The 22318-nt window shown below is 31.8% G+C and carries 19 protein-coding genes and 2 pseudogenes; 18 read left to right on the top strand and 3 right to left on the bottom strand.

What is annotated here, in order from left to right:
• The first annotated feature begins 24 nt into the window (after positions 1-24).
• From F1Z66_RS08575 to F1Z66_RS08560, 4 genes are all read left to right on the top strand, one after another.
• Positions 25-579, top strand: coding sequence for a response regulator transcription factor (locus F1Z66_RS08575; protein ID WP_159357650.1), 555 nt, complete (start codon positions 25-27; stop codon positions 577-579).
• A 109-nt stretch (positions 580-688) separates the two neighbouring features.
• A complete protein-coding gene (locus F1Z66_RS08570; protein WP_149863203.1) occupies positions 689-1120 on the top strand; it encodes a hypothetical protein in 432 nt (143 codons plus the stop codon).
• A gap of 2602 nt (positions 1121-3722) precedes the next feature.
• Positions 3723-5426, top strand: coding sequence for a sensor histidine kinase (locus F1Z66_RS08565; protein ID WP_149863202.1), 1704 nt, complete (start codon positions 3723-3725; stop codon positions 5424-5426).
• Complete coding sequence (locus F1Z66_RS08560; protein ID WP_149863201.1) at positions 5423-5686, top strand: sensor histidine kinase; 264 nt, start codon at positions 5423-5425, stop codon at positions 5684-5686. The genes F1Z66_RS08565 and F1Z66_RS08560 overlap by 4 nt, the downstream gene beginning before the upstream one ends.
• A gap of 506 nt (positions 5687-6192) precedes the next feature.
• Here F1Z66_RS08560 and F1Z66_RS08555 read toward each other — a convergent pair.
• Positions 6193-6999 carry a radical SAM protein gene (locus tag F1Z66_RS08555; RefSeq protein WP_149863200.1) on the bottom strand — a complete coding sequence of 269 codons (807 nt, stop codon included), beginning with the start codon at positions 6997-6999 and terminating at the stop codon, positions 6193-6195.
• A gap of 335 nt (positions 7000-7334) precedes the next feature.
• On the opposite strand from F1Z66_RS08555, the pseudogene F1Z66_RS15850 reads away from it, so the two are divergent.
• From F1Z66_RS15850 to F1Z66_RS08510, 10 genes and pseudogenes are all read left to right on the top strand, one after another.
• Positions 7335-7604 (top strand): annotated as a pseudogene (locus F1Z66_RS15850) (Dps family protein); the annotation flags it as partial.
• A 1076-nt stretch (positions 7605-8680) separates the two neighbouring features.
• The gene (locus F1Z66_RS08545; protein WP_149863198.1) at positions 8681-9082 is read left to right on the top strand and encodes a response regulator; all 402 of its coding nucleotides are present in this window, start codon (positions 8681-8683) and stop codon (positions 9080-9082) included.
• A gap of 414 nt (positions 9083-9496) precedes the next feature.
• Positions 9497-10507, top strand: coding sequence for an LLM class flavin-dependent oxidoreductase (locus F1Z66_RS08540; RefSeq protein ID WP_149863197.1), 1011 nt, complete (start codon positions 9497-9499; stop codon positions 10505-10507).
• A gap of 78 nt (positions 10508-10585) precedes the next feature.
• Entirely contained in the window at positions 10586-10765 is a 180-nt protein-coding gene (locus F1Z66_RS08535; protein ID WP_159357652.1) for a hypothetical protein, read from the top strand.
• A 272-nt stretch (positions 10766-11037) separates the two neighbouring features.
• Positions 11038-11286, top strand: coding sequence for a hypothetical protein (locus F1Z66_RS08530; protein ID WP_149863195.1), 249 nt, complete (start codon positions 11038-11040; stop codon positions 11284-11286).
• Positions 11287-11861: 575 nt separating this feature from the next.
• Complete coding sequence (locus F1Z66_RS08525; protein WP_159357653.1) at positions 11862-12473, top strand: DNA-3-methyladenine glycosylase family protein; 612 nt, start codon at positions 11862-11864, stop codon at positions 12471-12473.
• A gap of 479 nt (positions 12474-12952) precedes the next feature.
• Positions 12953-13078: pseudogene (locus F1Z66_RS16450) on the top strand (AN1-type zinc finger protein); the annotation flags it as partial.
• Positions 13079-13261: 183 nt separating this feature from the next.
• A complete protein-coding gene (locus tag F1Z66_RS16060) occupies positions 13262-13747 on the top strand; it encodes a hypothetical protein (protein WP_230207501.1) in 486 nt (161 codons plus the stop codon).
• Positions 13748-14150: 403 nt separating this feature from the next.
• Positions 14151-14447 (top strand): hypothetical protein, encoded by a 297-nt coding sequence (locus F1Z66_RS08515; protein ID WP_149863192.1) that lies wholly within the window; start codon positions 14151-14153, stop codon positions 14445-14447.
• A gap of 767 nt (positions 14448-15214) precedes the next feature.
• Positions 15215-16204 carry a magnesium transporter CorA family protein gene (locus tag F1Z66_RS08510; protein ID WP_149863191.1) on the top strand — a complete coding sequence of 330 codons (990 nt, stop codon included), beginning with the start codon at positions 15215-15217 and terminating at the stop codon, positions 16202-16204.
• 960 nt (positions 16205-17164) lie between these two features.
• On the opposite strand, the gene F1Z66_RS08505 is transcribed toward F1Z66_RS08510, so the two are convergent.
• Entirely contained in the window at positions 17165-17374 is a 210-nt protein-coding gene (locus F1Z66_RS08505) for a hypothetical protein (RefSeq protein ID WP_149863190.1), read from the bottom strand.
• A 928-nt stretch (positions 17375-18302) separates the two neighbouring features.
• Here F1Z66_RS08505 and F1Z66_RS08500 point away from each other — a divergent pair.
• From F1Z66_RS08500 to F1Z66_RS08485, 4 genes are all read left to right on the top strand, one after another.
• Positions 18303-18635: a hypothetical protein gene (locus F1Z66_RS08500; protein ID WP_149863189.1), complete on the top strand. Its 333-nt coding sequence runs from the start codon at positions 18303-18305 to the stop codon at positions 18633-18635.
• 109 nt (positions 18636-18744) lie between these two features.
• Complete coding sequence (locus tag F1Z66_RS08495; protein WP_149863188.1) at positions 18745-19077, top strand: hypothetical protein; 333 nt, start codon at positions 18745-18747, stop codon at positions 19075-19077.
• Complete coding sequence (locus F1Z66_RS08490; RefSeq protein WP_149863187.1) at positions 19068-19316, top strand: hypothetical protein; 249 nt, start codon at positions 19068-19070, stop codon at positions 19314-19316. Before F1Z66_RS08495 ends, F1Z66_RS08490 begins: the two co-directional genes overlap by 10 nt.
• Before the next feature lie 1244 nt (positions 19317-20560).
• Positions 20561-21286, top strand: a complete 726-nt coding sequence (locus F1Z66_RS08485; protein WP_159357414.1) for a Coq4 family protein — start codon at positions 20561-20563, stop codon at positions 21284-21286.
• Positions 21287-21592: 306 nt separating this feature from the next.
• Here the strand turns inward: F1Z66_RS08485 and F1Z66_RS08480 are convergent, their stop codons facing one another.
• Positions 21593-22141 (bottom strand): hemerythrin domain-containing protein, encoded by a 549-nt coding sequence (locus tag F1Z66_RS08480; RefSeq protein WP_230207500.1) that lies wholly within the window; start codon positions 22139-22141, stop codon positions 21593-21595.
• Between the last annotated feature and the right edge of the window lie 177 nt (positions 22142-22318).

Raw genomic sequence — 22318 nt, 5'->3', positions numbered from 1 at the left:
ACATATATGTTAACCGGTGGAATTATGTCTTTAGAGTATCTTGATTATGTAGCTGGAATAAGCCGGAGTAATAGACTGGCTAGGAATAAGACCAATGAAAATACGACTGGCAAGAAAAAGATAAACCATTTTCTCAATATCAAAAATGATAGTACACACGAATCTGTAAATCTTAGAACTAAAAGTAATGGTAATAATAACTACAAAAAATCTATCTTAATAGCAGAGTCAGACTCTAGCGTTAATTCAATTCTGGGTATGTTTGTTAGCGCTATGGGGTATGATTATGAGATCGTTGAGAGTGGGTCTGTAGCCTTGGATAGAATTGGTGTATCAAGTAAAAAGAGAAAAAAGCATTATGATGTAATAATTTTAGACACGCATCTGGATGAAGGTCCAGGGCTAAATATTGCAGAAGAAATTCGGAATAATGACTTTTCTCAAAGGATAATGATCATAAGCCAAGCTTCAAAAAATGAACTAAACACAAGGCTGTTAAAGAAAATTCAGATCAAAGATGGTGACCTTTTTACTAAGCCTTTTAGGTTCTCTGATTTGTTATGTGCTATAGAAAAGTAGGTGTATATTTTGATTCAGTGCCCCTGATTATTTGAGCAAAATAAATCAAGTTTATAAATTAGCATTTTGATGAGAATATCAATAAATTATGGTGGTAGATCTTTCTGATGTGATTGAATCCGGGAAGATGGCAGAAGTGATCTCATTTAAAATGAAGGAGGCAAAGTTTAGCTTAGTTCCTGCCTATCAAAAATTGGAAGAAATTTTGATATTGTACAAAAACAATGGTCAAGAAATTGATCTAATTATGCCTGCACTTTTTGAGATTGACATAGAACACAACAAGACAATCCCTGACGGTAGGTCTATTTGGTTTGCTTATGCTGAAGTTTTACATGATGATCTCTGCGATCCTACGGGGAATTTGCATCAGATCATTAGCTCAAATAATCCTGCTAGCGGTTCTGAGGTGATCCAGGCAATAATTGACAAATTAAAACTCCCTCAAAGTTCTGCCTTGATCGTAGCACCTTTGGCAGGAAGTATGTTGAGTCTTGGTGTCAATGCATTTTGTAGACACCCTGTCGCTAGGTCGGAATGAATAAAAAGGGAAATCTAAACATGTTGACATTTGGTAATGATGCCTAAACTTTTATCCAATTTTAAACACAATTGAATACCTTTTTCTCCTAGGGAAATTGTCTATCATTCATAGTAAAAATATTTCAAATCAAATTGAGGCGACAAAAAAGACCCGATGAAATTGACAATTGGTATCATGTTACCAAAGATGTTTCTTTTACTACATTGTTTCAAATCAAATCTAAAATTTTTTAAATATTTTATACTAATTGACAAGATCCTTTGAAAACTAAGAATTCAGTTTCTAAGTAGTTTTAATAGAGATATTATACTGCCAACCTAATTCCTATTAAAATAATGAATCCATCAATACTGGTTATCATTTGGGTATTGTTGTGGTCTTCCTTACCGATACTGCTTTACCATGACAGTTATAGATAGAATCTTCCAGATTTTGCAGTTAATAGAATTTTTATGTTTGCAATACTATTAGATGGTAGTTCAGTACTTTTTAAATTCTATAATTTAATCTATAATCTACCAATCTAAATGATACTCGTTTTGCAAATTCTCAAAGTCTAACCCTTCATAAATACAAAAATTTTTTCCTAGTATATTACAAATTATTGAAATAATCTTTTTTTCATATATTCGCAATGAATTCTTTATCTAGTATTTTATTTTAATCATAGATGATGATCTCTACTGTTACGTTCATTTTAGTTTATCTCTTTACTAGCAGAATTTGCTTTTCAAACCGCGTTTGAAAGTTCTGCGAAAAATATATGTCTCAGTTTTGATACTTGCTGGATCTAATTCTCAGACTTTACATCTATGTCATAAAGCTAGTTATTTTTAAATCTTTTTAATGTTATCTTTACAAAAAAACAGATGGATAACGTTTGAACACAGGTAACTGTTGTATATGTACAACTAGGCAAGTTTTTCTATTTATTTAACGATCTTTCAAATATCATGATAGATTCCTAGAATGATTCAATCGCAATACAATGTGTTAAAGATCAAGTTAGTTTTGTGACTATCTTAATATCTTGCATAAAGGAACGAGTCCATTGGTACTTGTTTGGGCATAATCAATAATTTAAATATATTAATCCAGACTCCAAATTAAACATATCAATTTTTAATGGCTTGAAAGATGAAAATAATTAAGACTAAGATATATGACAATTCTAAATAGGATAACACTATAAGATTTATTCAATCCCGATTATTGATTCCATAAATAATGATGATAAATTCATTAACAAGATTTAAGGTCCAAAACCGTTTCAGATTTTCAAAGTATATATTGAGGTGATGTTGTTTAATTTTAAACAAAGCATGTTACATATAGCGTTTAAAATAGGGTGATTTTTTTTGGAGATCTCGACAAAGTTACGGTAATATGAGTAGTTGGATAATGATAATATTTGCTGTTTGCCATTTCAATCCAAATTATATTGAAACAGCAATTTTTATTGTCTTACTATTTTGAGAGATATTCAATGTTTTGAGCGATTACATGATTTTTTTTGTCCATTAATTATTCATATGTTTAAAGGGATATAATTGGAAATTTCCTTCTTTCAACAGTTAGTAAGGGTCTAATCGGATTGTTGGCCTCACTTATTATCCAATTACTTATGACCTCTAATGACTTCGCATAGGTAACTAATTTCAACGTCGTTTTGAGATCCAGTTCATATCATTTGTTTCGTTGGTTTTTTGTTTGGATTGTTTTTTATTAATTGCAAGATACTCATTTATAGTAGCATTATACCAAAATTAGGCTTTCGGTTTTTTTAATATGAGTGGTTTACAGTATGACCATTGAAATTGTGAGTGATTGCAAATTTAATGATTAATTTGACAATAAATATCGAGATACTCTACGACCTCGTAAATGTAATCCTGTGGCGTTCCCAGAATCTTAAGACGATTAGAAAATTTAACCTATTACGCAAATTCAAGTACCTTTCGTTCTACTTTGTCATCTTTATTTTGTACAGTTGATATAAAACTAAAAAAATAATGTAAAGATTTTCTTTTTCTATACTATATAGTATACCATTTGTAAAATGGTGATGTAATTTTTTTTGTGTTATTAATTAAGTAAACTTCTCTCTAATCTTTACACTTCTAATTTTTCACAGAACGTTAGGAAAGTTGTGCAGCATCGGATTCAATTTGTGGCAGAAAAAAGTATAGCATTGTATGATTAATTAATTGTGAAGAACGATCTTTTTTTATTATATCTTGTCATAGTCATGATCAATTCGATTCAATCTCACTCATGGGATTAAACATTGTATTTTCTAAACCTGTTATTAATAGTATTTGTTATCCTTAGTCTATGATAGTCTGAATAATAGTGTAACAATCTTAATCTCGCTAAATCAAAATATATCATGTTCATTGAGGAAATCTTCGAGAACCATGACTTGAAAATTAATACTATTTCTAGCAAAGATGATAATTTCGCTTATTTTCTAATTTCTAAAACAAAAAAATAACTAGTCCTAACTTTTTGTAAAAAAACTTGAGCGAAATATTAATTATATTATATATTTAATAATCATTGTTTGGGGGTACTCGATTATAAAATAAGTTTTGTGGTATTGCCTATAGTACTTATCTCTTCAATTATCTTGGGAATTATATCATTTAATTACTTTACCCTCACTGCTAGAGAGATTCAAGATCTTGCAATCGATGATTTGCAAACAAACTCTGAAATTGAGGTTTATAGTATTTCAAATATTTTAAGTAATTCGATATTATTCATAAATTCCAATCTGGAGCGTATTATAAATTCACCTTCAATTCTGAATTGGAATGTTTCGGGAATTGATAGGCTACTATCGCTTTCTTTGAATGCTACGAATTATCTTACCGATGGTTATTATGTATTGAATGAGAATGGAACATTGGTAACATTTGCAAGCAAAAATAAGGAAAGTTATTCCCGATATTTAGGTATCGACCTAAGTCATCGTGATTACTTTCAAATCCCAAAGCAGAACCACACATTATACATTAGTACCGTAATTGATTCCAATGATAGTGTCCCTAGGATATATATCTCATTGCCAGTAGCTAGAGAAAACCAATCAGTTTTGGAGTTCACATCCGAAGGAAATAGTTTGAAAAATAATTCTTCAATTTTTAAAGGTGTGGTTGTTGCTTCTATTCCCATCAAAACTCTGGGAGGATTCCTGGAATCACAAATGCATCCTAAATTTAATGGGGAAGTTGGTTTAATAGATAGAGATGGAAACATCCTCTATGCATCTAATCAGTCATTTATTGGGACAAATTATTTTGAAAAACGTTTCCAGTCTTATTTGAAGACTATGATGAAAGACCAAGAAGAGGACTTTAATAGCATTATCAACCACGCCCTTATATCTAAAAATGGTGTTCAAGATTTTGCATTCGGACAGAATACTACAACTATTGCCTATCAGGCAGTAAATATCCTTACAAATGAGGGAGAAAATAACAGGATAGGTACATTATTTATAACATTTCCTCATACGCTTGCGATAGATGTAGTCACCCTTATCGATAGTCTAATAATCGTGAATTTTTCCATAATCTTCGTAATTGCATCCATCTCATTGATTGTATCTATTACCCTACTTCGGTGGAATAGAATTCTGAAATCAAATGTGAAACAAAAAACCTTGCAATTAAGTGAGACAATTGACCAATTAGAGAAAGCAAATGAAGATCTGAAAACTCATGACAAATTACAAAAGGAATTCATAAATATAGCTGCCCACGAGTTGAGGACACCTACCCAAGCAATTTCTGGGAATCTTGAATTGATCGAAATGATTTATATCCCATCTATTATGCAGATTACTTCGCTAGATAAATCAACATTATTCAAAGAGTTTGAAGCATTAGTAAGCGATAAGGAAAAACTATCTGATTTCATAAGAAGACTTGTTTCAACTTACCGCAATTCTCAACGGCTTGAAAAGTTAATCAATGATATATTGGATACTTCGAGGATAGAGAGTAACAGACTTGAGATCCATAAGGAATATTTTGACTTGAATGAAAAAATAAAAAATGTAATTAAGGATACAGCAAAGCAATCGGATGATCCTGCACAGATTAGCGGTGGTAATAAAACAATCGATATACAATTTGTTTCCACAAATGAACCTCTAATTGTATATGCTGATAAGATACGAATTTTTGAAGTGGTATCAAATCTACTCAATAATGCAATAAAGTTTTCTGAAGGTCGTCCAATAGCTATAACTGTAGAGAAAAAGGAATTTACAAAATCCATTCAGATAAAGCCATGACAGATGCTGCAAATGATTCATTAACGCAAATTAATTCGGAAAAGTTGGTATTGATAGCAATAAGGGATGAAGGGAAGGGTATTGATGCAGAAATACTTCCACGATTATTTACGAAATTTGCAACCAAATCAAATCAAGGTACTGGATTAGGGCTATACATCGCCAAGAGTATCATTGAAGCACATGGTGGTAAAATTTGGGTTAATAGTAACATAGAAGAACGAGGATCAACATTCTATTTTACATTGCCTTTGGAATAGACAGTCCAAATCAGGTAGTTTGAATCATTACACAAACTTGAATATTATTCGGATAGTCTCAGTTAAAACCAGACCTTCCAAACAAATGCTGTTTAATACCATATGGTTTTTTAAAGTGGAACTAACTTGCTATTGTGTGAATAAAAAAGATATTTACTAAAATACAAACTTGTTAATAATAAAAAAATCTTTATAGTTACCACACTCGCAATACCTTTAAATCATTTCTTAAAAGTGTTCTAAACAAACGAAATTTCTGGATTCTTTTGGTTAATATATTGTGATAAACCGCGCATATAGTTTCCAGCAAAAGTAGTTATGGGTTGGGATGAATACCATATACATCCTAAGACTTTACAATCATGACAGGTTCTTGCTATATCTCATTGTGGAGCGTTCCAAATTTCTTTAATATCTTGAGTTAACAAATCGTAACGATTTTCTGGACTTTTAAATTTCCAACAAGGTACTAAAACACTTCCATCACCGTTTACAAAAACAGTTTTTCATACGCCGCATTCGTCAAAAGTTACATGACCATCACGTAGTATTTGTTCAAAATATAAATCAGGTATCATTATACGAGGCTTATTATTCCTTTTTGAATATTGTAATATGCTTTCACATACCCTGTTTATTGTATCTCTATCGGGAAGAAGTGAGTAATTAACATCTGCTCTGTCTTCAACAAAAGTTAGTGAAACTGCATCAGATCCGAGTTCTATAGCTTTTTCAAAATAGGATTGATCTATGAATTCTTCGGTATTATATTTTGTTATGACACTATTAAAATAATGGGGAAAATTCGTTTCCTTTAGCATTTTGAGGTTCTTTACTACTCTATGAAACGTTGCTTTATCAACCCCTCTTACTTTACAATACGATTCCTCATAAACAGAATCTATACTACAGGTGATGAATTGAATATATTTTCTCAATTCTTGAATATCTATGGTATGCAATAGAGAGCAATTTGAAATCAGAGTGATTGGCATCTTTAACCCATACAAGTATCTGACTAGCTCCATAAAATCTGGGCGAGACGTTGGTTCGCCACCTTCTATTATTGACCATACACAGTGCTCTGAAACTTTTTCAAAAATTAATTTCCATTGATCAGTCGTTAGATCATTTTGTTTGGCAAATCTAATTTGACCCGACTTGTCGGGATCGCCGAATGGGCACATTGGACAATAAAAGTTACAATAATATGTAAGACTAAATACTGCAATGATGGGCCGCCTACGTTGTATTATTCTATTTCCTACCCATGAACTTACCAATTTGAGAGTACGAATCGTGTCTACTACCATTTACAATAATATTTAATAGTCAATTCAGTAAAAAGCCTTTGTCACAAAGTCTGTAAATATTAATATTTGTTAAATAATCTGACATTCACCAGCCACATTTACTCACTATGATGTCATTTGAATAAAATCTGCAATCAAAATTGCTCCAAATTAAAAACATTATAAAACTGTTTGTAGTAAAATACTCAAACAAATTAGTCCCATTAGGGAGAATCCAGGTATTGGGATTGAGATAGAAAATCGAAAGTAGGTTACAAGACTTTTAAACATTTGCTTGCTGATGAATATGCCCTCTTCAGTAAATCTCGTAATTATCACTAGAATGTAGTAGGAAAAGACTTAATAAACATCATGAATTCTTTCAACAGCAATATGAACAAGTAAACCAAATAATTGATGATGTAGCCGAAAGGATACGACAGCTAGGTGGTCTGACGTTCTCAACTTTGAGTGAATTCTTACAGTTTGTAAACCTTAAAGAAAACCCTGGAGAATATCAAGCCGACCTAAAAATGATATCAATCCTTATAAATGATCACGAAGACACTATCAAGTATTTGCGTAAAAGTGCTGAGGAATGTGAAGAAGAATATGCTGATGCATGAACAAACGACTTTATTATAGGTTTGATGGAAATTCATGAATAAATGTCATGGATGTTGCGAACACATTTGGACTAGATAGTGATTCTAATGAATCGTGTATTCTCTGAAGATTAGGCTGAAATCAAATCTACTCAATCTTGAACAATAACGCCAGAAGCAGGCCAATTTACCCTTCTACCCAAATTTAAGATTAACCATAAATCTATTCCAAAACACAAATTCAATGAATGGTTCAGCAAACTGATCTGTCGTTTTATTAAATAATCCTTTTTGAAGGAATGCCAAAGGAATACAAAAGTAGTTAAATGTAAATGAATATATTTTTAGTACATAACTTGATCTAAGAAGAATTGACAAAGTTATGCCCATTGAGCTTGAGTATTTAAATTGTGTTTTGTCAATATAGCTAACTTAATATACATAATTTTATAAAATTAGTTAAATCTGATTATGGAAAAGAAATGGAAGATTATCAACGGAGTTGCTGTGGCAGTATTCATTATTGCTGTATTTTATTGGCTATTAACTTTCTAGGTCGAGGATAAGCCGGATCACTACAATGCAGGTTTGAATTAAACCTTTGAAATTTTTTACAGGTCATAATTGTAAACGTTTTTTATTAACTTGTTAGCCATTGCCTTATAGTAGGATAGGAGTAGATTTCATTGTAAGACTTTTTAATTACCAAATGACTTTTACATAAATATAGAGCGCCTTGATGTAATTTGTGAAAATTATCAATTCATTCTACAGAATTGGTAACTTATTTTTGGACTTTTATTTCATTATTTCGTGGGAATTCTATCTCTTTTCTAACGCGATATGTGATACTATATTTTTGTTGAAATCTGAATAGTTTTTATCTTTTTCTTTTGATTTGATTTTTTTAAAAAGCGGATACTTTGGATAACTGAACCAAAGTTGAATTTGAGTCGACATTTAAGCTCACAAAGTTTACAGTATAAAACTAATTCTATTAAATGATAAGCCGTATCGCTAACCTTGATTTTTTACTATGCTCTATAAGAACATTTTTAAATTAAAAATTTTTATAACTATTTACTAAATTCATACAGATGGGGACCGAAAAACCAGCCAATTCTAGAAAGAAAGTGGTTATGGTCTGTGAGGATGAAGAAGAGCTATTGGAAGTATATACAAAAGTCCTTGAAATGAAATATACTGTAATCCGCGTAGCATCTGGCATTGAATGTATCAAGAAATATTTGGAACTGAAGAGCAAGGGGTCTCCGATTGACTTGCTTTTCCTTGATTATAATCTAGGTGATATGTATGGCGATAGTGTGGCAAAAAAAATTAAGGTACTTAATGGAATAAAAATAATTCTTATTTCTGCATATAACTTAGATGAATCATTAAAGGAAGATTTGGTCAAAAAACAATATATCGAAAAGTTTATACAAAAGCCTATCAAGGTGAGACAAATAATTGATGAAGCAGTACTGGCTATCTGTTAAATTAAGAAATTATAAGAACTGAATTTCTTATTTATGGTTAAGTATTTATTCATTTTGGTGCCTAATAATTCGGATATTTATATTTTTTGTAAAACATTTTTCTACTTAACCAATCTAGTTTTTGAATAAACAGGTTTAACTTGGATGATAGAAAAATCAGTTTGTTATCATATAGAGATACAAAATATAGATCAAAATTGTTCAATTTTTGTGACGTTATATTATAGTATTTTGTTATATTACTTCTTCATATTTTTATTTTGTAAATTTGATTATTATCAGGCTTAATCAAATTTAAATAGGATTAGACTGACTTGCTCATAATTCGGGTATGTTATTTCTCAAATTTGATTTCCTTATTTGAAATGGTGCATTATCCATAAATTTGTGAAAGACGTTAAAAAACATTGTTACATGAATTCTACAGATGATCGCTTGTCTATACCTTTGTCTATTTTAGATCTTGTTATGATTAATGATAATGGAACAGCAGGCATGTCTATGATAAATAGCCTTGATCTAGCACAAAAAGCGGAACAGTGGGGCTATCGGAGATATTGGTTGGCAGAGCATCATAATATCCCAGGCATTGCTAGCTCGGCTACATCTATTTTGATTGCATTCATAGCCGGTGGCACAAATTCCATTAGAGTCGGGTCGGGAGGTGTCATGTTGCCTAATCATAGCCCATTAATTGTAGCTGAGCAGTTTGGCACTTTGGAATCGCTTTATCCTGAAAGGATCGACTTGGGGATAGGGAGAGCCCCAGGAACTGATAGAATGACATCCATTGCATTAAGAAGAAAATTTAGTGAAAATCCTAATGACTTGGAGGAGGAATTTCCAAACGATGTTAGAGATATAATTAACTATCTGGAAGATGACAGTTCTAATAATATAGTTGCTATCCCTGGACAAGGACTGTCAATTCCCATTTGGCTACTTGGATCCAGTACTTTTAGTGCAAACTTGGCTGCAAAATTAGGGCTACCATTTGCGTTCGCCGGGCACTTTGCACCAGACTATTTGGATCTAGCAATCAAAAGTTATAGGAAGAATTTCAGACCATCTAAATATCTCAAAGTACCTTATGTATTAGTATCAGTAAACATGGTAGTAGCAGATACTGACCGTGAAGCTCAATTGCTTTTTACTTCGGTCCAAACAAAGGCACTTGATATGATCAGAAGAAAGCCCGGCCTGCTTAAGCCTCCTATCAAGAATATGAATAAAATATGGAATGAATTTGAAAAATATACCATCGACCAAAGACTAAAATATTCTTTCGTCGGAACTCCTCAAAAAGTAAAGTCTTTGCTTAACAATTTCTTACAAAGTCGTCAAATCGACGAATTAATGGTGGTTTCTCATATATATGATCACAAAGCTAGGTTAAAGTCCTATCAATTACTATCATCCTTATAGATGCTGTTCTTTAGATAGTAAAGTTAGTCTGAAGCAAAAAACCGGGGTAGATTTTTTTTGCTTGTCCAACTATTAAGTATGTCGATAGATGAGGTTGTCAATAGTCCAGCTTCAGCATTTATATGGCACAATATCCAGATACTTACACCCTACAATCAATACTTTGGTTATAATCCCATTTTTATTCTTATCAATGGTGGTGAAAATCCTACACCACCTTCTTCATCCATAAATTCTAAAAACTTTTTGTATAAATGAAGTATTAAGACTTTCTAATTGTAGTAACGTTTAAAGTAAGTTTCTATATCTAATATCTAGCTATTCTTGGGAACGTCGGAAAAAAATATGTATTACTAAGTCAGTGGATGTATTGGCATACAAAATTCCATAATCACAAAAATCTTGTTATATGGTACGGTCGATCTGCTCTCAATATTTCCTGTATAATCTGTCAATAAGATAAAACGACATAGTTACTTGAATGAGATTAATCAATATTGGTTATATACTTTAATGAACAGCTTTAATATATGGTTCGAAAAATTCGAGATCAGAATCAAACTAAAACTGCCTATTTCTATGTCGCACTATTGACACTTGCTATTGGTACTACATTAGTCGTTACATCATTATCAATTTTTCCTGTGAATGGTCAAACAATGCAGGAAAAGTGTACGCCTGATCAGACTGGGATAAATGTCTCCAAATCCAACTGTTTCTCCAACGTTCCGACGTCCATTGGTGACAATATGACAATTAATGGTACTACTGGTCAGTAATGATAAACTGACCTTTAGTTGGGAAGAATGTGGTACTTTAAATGTGGTGAATTATTCTTTTTTTTAATAAGCCCGGTAGTGGTCTTCTGTCACGATTGTTTAACCAATGTGTTCATTCCCACGCTTTGTGATGCAATATTTTATCGTATGTTCTTTTCTTTTTCTTACACTTTCCTAAGAGTCTATAAATTCGAATCCAAAATTCCTATTTGATCCATCTTGTAAATTAATATTTCTTACTGTATTAGACAGATCTCATGACTACCTACGGTGATTGTCGATAATTGAACGCATATAATATATTATACTCTTCAGAAGAATTTCGAATAGCTGGATATAAATTCTAGAGAATATCATTATATTGATTAGTAACATTAAATTAATTGCGAATTTGAATTAAAACATCAATCGACTAATTTAAGAGTGGGCTCCAAAGTTTGCAATACCAATTGCTTATTTCTTATTCTGCTTTCATATCTCTTCCCTATGATTTTTGTTGTACCAAGATGATAGAATGTAAGACTTCTTGTATTTTCTAAATAATGTTTAAAATCATTGTGATCATTCTTTTTAAAATGGGGCGAGACCCAGTTAAATTACTATTAAGAACTGATGTGGATTTAGCTCGAATCATAAGTAACGTAGGTAAATATTCCATAGAAATTCATGATAATCCCTTTGAGTCCTTAGTTAGATCCATTATTTATCAGCAATTAGCTGGTAAATCTGCAAATGCCATCTTCCAAAGGTTTATTGGGTTTTATGGTAATTCTTTTCCTTTACCTAATCAGATTGTTGATACTGATGCCATGATTCTTAGAAAAATTGGATTATCATACAAGAAAATAACATATGTAAAAGATCTGTCAACAAAAATCACGATGGGCGAATTGTTATTAGATAAATTAGTTAATCTTTCAGATGAACAAGTGATTTCAGAACTAGTCAAGGTAAAGGGAATAGGAAGATGGACCGCAGAGATGTTTTTGATATTTTGTTTAAAGCGCGAAGATGTTTTTCCCCTAAGTGATTTAGGGATTAAAAAAGCAATTAAGTTGCTCTACAATTTGGATACACTGCCTTCAAACGAATTTATTGTATCCAAATCGGCAAAATGGAGGCCTTATAGGAGTATTGCCGCCTGGTATTTATGGAAGTCATTGAACAACTTTACAACAATTGGTTAAATCATTATTTATTTAATATCTTTGAATAAAATATCTATTAAGTCTTTGAAAATATTGTCCCTGTTTTATACGCATTCATTATTTAATATATTTCAAATAAAGCCTTTTCTTCTAAAGAGTGAGTTTGACCATGGACGAATTACGGTAAAAGTCAATTATAAAACTTGATCTCTCTTTTATTGGACGTATTTCTTTCAACATTAAAATGCGGTTTTGATATATCTTTATATTCTGGTGGGATGAAATAAAATGTTTTCTTAATCATTTAAGTATACTTTATGATACTAATCATGCAACCCCCAATCGTTAAATATGAACAACAGTATTATATTATACCCATAAGATGATTCTTGTTAATAATATTGTATATAATAGTTATTTATCATCTGAGTTGCAAATTCGCCGTCTTGAGAAACCAATCTATTTTTGTAGAAGTAAAAAAATGGTCATTAATGAATTTGTTTTAAGATCGTATTAGCATGTATAAACAAAAAGACACCACTAATAAATGCTCATTTTGTGATAAAATAGAAAGTTTACCATTTAAGTGTAACTATTGCAGAGAACATTTTTGTAACTTACATAGGAACCCAATAAGTCATTTTTGTCCTTTTGTAGACACCTACAGATTAAAGGCTAATCAATATAAATTTGGTAACGATAAAAATAGCTTCAAGGATAACAATGTCATTAGAATAATTCGCAACTTATTTAACTTAAAAACATCTAAAACAGAGATACTTCACTTATCCTTAGCAACACTTCTAGTGACATGTGTTGGACTATCTTTGAATAATTATCGAACTTTTTCTTGGCAATTTTTGGCCATATTTATTAGTGCTTTTATCGTACATGAATTGGCTCATAAATTTTTGGCCCAGTATTATGGCAGTTGGGCCGAATTCCGGGCAGAATTGTATGGTTTGATAATAACTGCTATTTCTGCCCTTCCAATAATGCCCTTTAAATTTATTGCTCCAGGTGCAGTAATGGTACATCTAAGTGATAGACAAAAGTTTGGGAGGGTAGCACTTATTGGACCAGTAACTAATTTAGTAATGGGCTTTGGCTTTCTATTTTTGTCATTTGTTTACCATCACTCATATGGGCCATATTTTGATATAGGTGCTTCATTTAATGGGTGGATCGCGATGTTTAATTTAATTCCTATGGGTGTTTTAGATGGCCAAAAAATTTTCGATTGGAATAAATTAGTATGGGGTATTGCAATGGCCATGGCAATGATGTTATTTGTTGTCGGTTATATGAAGTAAATAACCTCACTTAATGCCCGATTAGTTACTTAGTACTTTTGGGTTTTTTACTAATACTTTTTAGTTCAAATAGCCATTTATTATGGTTTTAATTTCGTATTGAAATGGCTATATTTGAAAATCGTATGGACTTGCTAATATTAAGTGCCTAACCAAAGGTGATACCTTGCATTGGTTAGATTAAACTAAATAAAGAACACAATATGAATAAAAAAAATATAGTATATTTGGGTTTGCTCAACTAGATATCTAATTAAAGAAAAGAAGTATTTGCCGATAGACAGAGTGGGTATGTGCTTAAATAATCCACAAATTATTAATACATTACTTAATTAAATTTTATATTAGAATATCTCTAACATTTACCATTATCTCTATAATAATAGTAATGGGTATAGTAGGAATGATTGAATTATTTGTTATTCAATCCTTCTCTTCATTTGCTACTTCATCCTTAAGTGATTCAATTAAGCAGAGTCAAAATCAGTTACAATCTGCAATCAATAGTCAAGTACAATCATCTATAACAGATACAATTGAAAGTATTAACAACAAATCAAAATCATCCTCCAATGGGACTGCGTATATTGGTAATTCTACTAAAGACAATATTTTATCTCCCATGTCAAATATTTCCTCTGACAAAGTCCTACAAGGAGGGATAGATACTTTACAATCGATTCCACAAATAATAATTTAGTGTGGATATTAGGCGATGTTTATAACATCTATAATTTGACATCTCAATCTCCTCAATTTAATGCTTCTCTCTACATGATAAAAGAAGATAGAAATTCGTCTCACTATCATGATATACATATGATTACAAATTAAGGAAACTTTCAAATTCTAATCATAACAGCAATTCTACAATACTATATGGCACGACTACAGTCACAATGCGAGAGTCCTGTGATCGACGTCCCGACTAATATCACTCTTAGACGGTAGTGTTGTTAAGATTTGATTGGATCCTACTATGGTCAATAAGCACTTTGGAGAATCTCTTATTTATGGGACTCAGGACTTGAAGTGTTTAGGAATACCTCGTTATTGTAAATAGTGTATTCAATAATTATTAGTTGATCCTATCCACATTTACTCTCATTCTTTGCGCATAAATCTGGGAAATTTGAATGTTCTTTTAATGAGTAATGATCTTTGGCAAGTAGATTTATTCATATATCTTTGAATTGTTAGGTGGTATTTATTACTGGATTGTATGATTACTCACAATAACCTAACGAATTTCCACTAATTATTTCTTCTATGACTGACTCATGACTGTTTTACGTTGTTTGGTGTAATCCATTAGAGTTTGATCAAAAAAAATTAAAATGGTCGGATGAATGTAACTGCAAGCCAAATCCTAAGGCCATTCTTTAACATAACAACTGATGAATTTTAATTATCAACTGTCAATCTAAAATTATATCCAATCAGTTATATATTAAAAGAACTATTGTTATGAAGTTTGAAGTGTATTTCCCTAATTACATTAGCGGACTTGAAACGATCCAGAACCAAAACCTATCCTGGATCTACCTTGAAAAACCAACACGAGAAAAAATAGACACCATTTCCAAAAAATTTCCTATTCATGAACTGAATATAGAAGACTGTTTATCAAAAAATCAATTACCCAAAATTGACCGGTATGATGATCATGTTTTTGTAATATTGCAATTCCCTACTACTACCAAAGATCGAGCAGCATCCAATTTTTCTCAATTATCTTTCTTCATTGGCAAGGACTATTTAATCTCGATTACCCAAGGGGATTTGCAGCCGTTAACCGATCTTTTTAAAGCTTGCAAATCAGGAGATTCTAGACTTAGAAATACTCTAATGGGTGGATCTCCGGGATATTTGTTGCACTCTATCCTGGATACTCTAGTTGACAATCTGCTCCATATTCTTATGAAAATTATCGGAAATTTGGATGACATAGAAGATGAAGTGTTTGATGACAAGGTGGCGAATGCAAAGGAAATCTCAATTCTGAGGAGGGAGATTACTACTTTAAGAAGAATCGTATTGCCATTAAAACGAATTATGCTAGAAATTACTTCAAGGGATGTGAAACGATTTTCCAATGGCGTGGAGGGGGAAGAACTAATAGATTATTTTGATGATATTAACGATCACATATCAAAAGTTCTTGAGGCACTGGACGAATCGAAAGAAACCATCGAAATTTACAAGGATACAGATAATATGTTAAACTCTGAAAAAACTAATAAAATACTGAGTTTTCTAACAATGCTTTTTACTCTCTCTATTCCAATAACCGTAGCAGGCACCTTTTATGGGATGAATATTGTGATACCTGGCAGCATAAACCACGGAAAAGATTTTGTAGATTATATCCCACTTGTTATAACTGGGTCTTTATCGGTTTTGGCAGCGGTAGTGATGATTTATTATTTTAGAAAATTGGGGTGGATGAATCCTTGACAGCAAAGATCGGGGTTAAAATCCTTACGAAATTGTCTTTCATCCTTTAATTTCTTGAATTTTTAATCCATCTATATTCCGGATTTTCATTTTATGGTATAATTATTAAAAGAGAATTTAGAGTAGCACTATACTAAAATATGAATCATTAAGATAATTAAATCGGAGTTTGTTTTTGAGATTAATTATGCTGTTGTTATTATATAAGAATTTTGATCCTTGATATGAGTTAAAAGTTGATTGACAATTTTTACAATTGTTATCTATTAATAATTGGCAGCAAGAACTTTAATATGCAAAATTACAAATTGCAACTTTAATTGTTTTATAGTTGTTATATTTGGGTTAATAATTCTAGAGTAATGCTATTATTTTATTGGATTGTTTAAATGCTTTATTTACTGCATTAAGTTGGGGAAACAATGAATTTAACCAATGGAATAGATATGGAAGCTTCGATGACCCTTGCAATTGAATTCATTAACTCTCATTCCTATGTATGGAGAGGCTATGTTGGTCCTAGCACTTCCGCATTTAATTGATGATTTCTACATTTCTTATAATACTTCATCTTGGATTTTAGCTGCATATTTGATTGTTGGTGCAGTTATGACACCTATCATAGGAAAATAGTCTGGTATTTATGGAAAAAAAATATATTGGTAATGGTAATTATTAGATATAGTTTAGGAACGTTACTTGGTGGTTGATCTATGGTTAAATCACTTATGCTCATTGCCTGGATAAATCAAGACATTGGTCCAATAATGTTTCCTGTAGCATTTTCAATCATAAGGGAAAAATTTTTGAAAGCTCTGGGTAAGTCAGGGTAAATTTACTGCTATCTTTTCTGGAATTTCAGTGATGTAACTGGTATGTAAAGCTATACTCGTCGGATACTTTAGTTGGCATTTAACATTTTTATATATTTTTCCTCTTAATTCTGTCACTGGTTATAGTTTATAAAAACCATATCAGATCAGAGGATTTTGCTCCAGTAAACCATGGTAATTTAATTATAAAATGAACGATATTATTGATAATAATAGTTTCAACCTTTCTCTGTGGTCTTACATCCATGCTCAACACTATTTTTACCGTTACCCTGCTAATGCCTGGAACCGCTGCTATTCTACTTCCTATTTCTGTTATTCTTGTGATATTATTCATTCTTAGTCAACAGAAAGCAATAGTCCCTATCGTAGACTTGGCCTTTATAAAAAAAATTCCCGTCCTATTACCTAAATACACATTAATAATTATCATTGGAGTTTCTTCGTAATTTATCAAATTATTCTGATACTAATTCAAAAACCGCAACTAATTGGACTTGGTGGCAGGCTAGTTGATAGCGCGGCAATCCACTTCTGTTTATGATTTTATCTTTATGATTTCGGTAGTTTCAAGATTTTTAAATAGCCATTGTGGGGAACCTTAAACCAACCTTGTTTTGTTGTAGTCTATTAATCATTGGATTTACTTAGATTTATTTATACCCTACATCCGACTTGTAGTTTTGTTAGATCTCCATAATACCTATTGGGGGGCTTTCCTAAATTCAGGTCTTAGAATGTCTCTCTGGAATCAGTACCAGTTCGTCTACTTGGAACAGATGTGGAGATTGCCGTGTTACTCATTTTAATAAGTATGTCAATTTGACCAGCAATTTATGGAATATGTTTGGAGATCTATGAAATACATGTAGAAGGAACGACACATTCCTATCCTAGTCCATTTTCTTATTATTTTATTTTCTAAAATGTCCTGTTGATTTCAATTATTGGAATTGTCCTACATTACTGATCTCCAGATGAGTCAAAAGACTAGGATTGAAAACATGATTTCCGTGTATGGGGATTTTTATAATGAGTGTGTTAGGAATATATAAATATATGAAGATACGTTACTATCGAATATAACTATAGAATTGACATTTGTCTATTAATAATTATTTTAGATCAGTAGTTTTGAATATTAATTTTGAAATTTGTATAAACTATATCTTGTATTTATATCAATTCAATTGGAGATTGTCCATCTCATTTATATGGAATCATAATTTATTTGATATTGGCTTTTGGAATTTAACTTGGATGATATGTCTAAAGCTAAAATTGTGCAATTGATACTTGATAAAAAGACTGAAGAGGCCTTGTTTAAATTGAGTAAATATTATAGTATACAACCTCCACAGATAGTAGTTGGTACCATTAAAGGAAAAAGGAGAACAGTTTATGCCGTTTATGTTCAAAGAGAAAGTAAAATTTATTGTATTAATTCCGATATTTTTTATAATCCATTTATTGTCTTACATGAATTCTACCATCACTTAAGAACTCATGCTGGTATTCATAGAGGATCCGAAAAACATGCTAATCAGTATGCCAAGGATTTCATTAATTCATACAATCGTGTGAATTTCAGTGAATAGGCTTTTGATATCTGCAATTGACTACAAGACTTTTAACTAGTCTACTCTCATTTGATGGCTCTGTTCAGTTAACGATAAGCCTATAGCTTGAAAGCATTCCATTTCTTTTATGCTTACTAGAAACAGAACGCCTTCAAAGTATGTTTACTATGGGTTGCATTTGTACTTTTCAGGCCTATCCTTAAGGAAAGCCTCGGAAAGATTATCTCAGATATACAAGAGAAATCACGTTTTATTAGCTAAAAAATGGAATTGGATTCAAAAGTACAAGCCTCAAAAGCTGAAGTCAACTAGAAGAAGAGTTCTAGAGTATATCATAGATGAGACCATGTTGAAGGTGGGATCAGAGTTTGTCTGGCTCTGGGTTGCAACTGAACCCGAAAACAGGCAAATTCTCGCACTTCTTTTGCTAATAAATCTAAAGAAAGAAACATGTTTGTAGCTGAAAGATTCATTTCAGGTTTAGTCAAGATTCATGGAATTCATCCAGTTTCAACTGATGGAGGTACTTGGTATCCAATGGCCTGTAGATTCTTAAATCTCGATCATCACATTCATTCCTCTCTGGAGAAAAGTCTGATTGAAAGAAAGATGCAATACATAAAGGATAGAACCGAAAGTTTCGATGACTACTTTCCTTGTGGAATAAAGAATCGCAAGTTAAAGCATGTACGGAATTGACTGCGGCTCTTTGTAGACTATCATAACAATGAAATAAAACATATTAAGTGAACAGAGCCGTTATCAGTTTAGTTTTATAAAGCCTTTATATTTTAGTGACCTTTTGAAATTAAAATCGCAGAGTGAATGTAGATAGTTTGTATCTATATTAGCAATCAGGAATAATTTACCATCAGATTGCAGAAACATTATTTGGATATAATAGATAATAGATTATTTCATTACTTGTCAATGTTTCATAGATTTTATAGGTATATGGGTTATTACCCGATGAATTATATTGGGAACAAATAAGAGATTCCTTGGGTTCTGCCTAAAAGATGTTACTTAAATCAACATTCCCACATTAATAACTAGTGACAAAGGCATAGTATCAGAAATAATCAATGAGTAGTAAAAGAAACGGTCGTTACGAACGATGAAAGAAGTTAACAACAGGTATGCAAGTAAATGACATTTATTCTACCATCTTTACGACATTAATTAAATGAAACAAGTGGATTGAATAATTTGGTATTAGTGAAAAAATATTGGAGAATTTTTTAAATGAATTATATATAGAGACCTTAAAACAATCTTTCATATATCATCGTTTCTAACCAACGAAATATTCTAATGGCATTGAAAAAAATTGGACTATACTATTCCTTATGGATAGGAATTTGTCCCAAGTTAGATAACTAATTGGTTTACGGTTCAACAGAATGAATCCAATTGGATTATAAGAATGTCTTGAAGTCAACTGTAGATTCAATTAAGTTATTAGAACTATTAACAGAAAAGATCTATTGCAAAAGGACATAGAAACACCTGGTAAATCAAGAATTATTATAAAAAGATTAAGTTAAACTTTCTGGTATCGTTTCCTTGAACTTTTTCCCAACGGCAATCCTGGCGAATTACCAAACCCATTTAAAAAATGAATTGCGGATGAGAAAATGCGCCCTCCACTCTCCCCAAATTGGAGTGACTTTACCGTGTATAATCATGAGTTTGCAGAAATAAAATACTTTATAATTTAATTATATTCATCATCATCATAAACATCTAAATTACTCCTGAAGGAAAAACCTTACGATTGATCCTAACCTCCAATAGTAGTAATAGTGTATAGTTTGGGATCATTTTTCAGATAGTCAGATCTGGATTTCGAAAATATCGGAAGAATGAAGCTTCATGGCAATTGCTAAATATATTTTAAGGAGTAGATTTCTATTCCTTTTAACATGGGATATATGGATTTAATGAGCAAAGTAGAAAATATTGAACTTTTGGGTGGAATGATTAAACATTTAGTAACTAACCGTGGCAAGTTAGATACTGTTTTTGACCTAGAAGATGGGTTTAGAGATACTATTTGGATGCAAAATTGTATAGAGAGGCTCAAAGAAGATCCTGAATGCTCCAAGATGTTGGAGGAACGATATATGGGTCCAGAATATGATTTAGAAGAAATGATAAAACTTCCAAAGGATTCTTTAGGTTACACATATGCGTTAATTATGAAAACTATGGGCTTTGAACCACATTTTTATCGCGCCAGAGACAGAGTATCTTTAGAGAATGACACTGATTATGTAACTATGCGTGTTAGAAAGACTCATGACATGTACCATACAATAAGTGGATTCAATATGGCCATTGGAGAAATAGGCGTAATTGCTCTGAACGTTACGCAGTATTCCTATCCTGCATTTATGTTAATTGACCTAGTTGCGGTAGGTTCAGCTTGCTTCCCAGGATTGGCGAGCATCCCAGCTTCAGAAAAAATTCACTCATCTACCATTTTTGAAACCTTGTCTAAAGGTATCAAGATGGCACAAGAGAGCAAACCATTGTTTCCTGTTAAATTTGAGGAAATGGTCGAAATGCCCCTAGAAGAAGTTAGAAAGAAACTAAACATCATTCCAATAAAGGAGGGCCCAAGCTGGTACCAGTATCCAAAAATCAAAGAAGCGGGCCTTCATTAGATAACCTTTGATTTTTTTACAAAAAATAAATTACACTTGTATTGGTAGGTGTTAAGATAAAGGGAAACATCTCTTGATTTAGGTTAGATAAAATGTCTATTGACTGACGAAAGGGGTAATGTTGCTCTTAATCTAACCAAATTCAAATTATTACTTGATAGTCTTGCCTAATAAATCGTCAATTGATTTGAATTGATTGGAGAATCAGAGACCTATAACAATAAGGGAAAAACCAATTCTAATTAATTTGACTATACTCAAGAAAAAAAAGGGATTCTCAATCTTGTACATTCTTAACCTGGCACTTCACTTATTGATTGCTTCAAGTTCATCAACAATTTTTTCATAATGATGACGCGATTGATTCATACTTTCTAGCTTTGTCTTTTCAACTACCTCTAATTCTTGATCAACATCTAGAGATTGATCGGACAGTATCATGTCCGCCATAACAAATAACCTTTGATTTTCCTTTGCTAAATGCATTTCAACATGTTCAACATAATTATCAATATCTGAAACTAATCTATCTGCTTCAGACCCATGTAAATAAGATTCCGTAGATGCCACTATGGCACTTGCTAGGTTCGTTGTTATTTCATGTTCGTAGAGCATCCTAGCGATTGGCCCCCCTTGTTTAGGCATACCTTTTTTTTCCAAAGCCGGAAATAGAGATTCTTCTTCTTTGCCATGGTGACAGGTGTTGGTAAAATTGATTGAAAAGTCAATTGCTTGTTTTAATATTGGAGATGGAATTGATTTTCCTTCTCTTAGCATAGAAGAAACAATTTTGAGTGCATTTATCATTTTTTCAATTAAAAGATGATCACGTCTTAATGAATCAGTAGGACTCACGGTCTAGATCAAGGATAAGATGAATAATAGTTTTATCTTATAAAGAACTACAATCAAGTTTAATGTGGATTTATCTATTGTTTTGACCCTATTTCTCAGCCGTATAGTATTAACTATTAGCCAAGATTTTTGCTCAATTAAACAGTGTATTTTATAAATGAATTTTTGATTTATATA

Source organism: Candidatus Nitrosocosmicus agrestis (assembly GCF_008389435.1).
In the GTDB taxonomy this organism is placed as follows: domain Archaea; phylum Thermoproteota; class Nitrososphaeria; order Nitrososphaerales; family Nitrososphaeraceae; genus Nitrosocosmicus; species Nitrosocosmicus agrestis.
The sequence above is the reverse complement of the archived record's forward strand: the minus strand, read 5'-3'. Positions and strand labels throughout refer to the sequence as shown.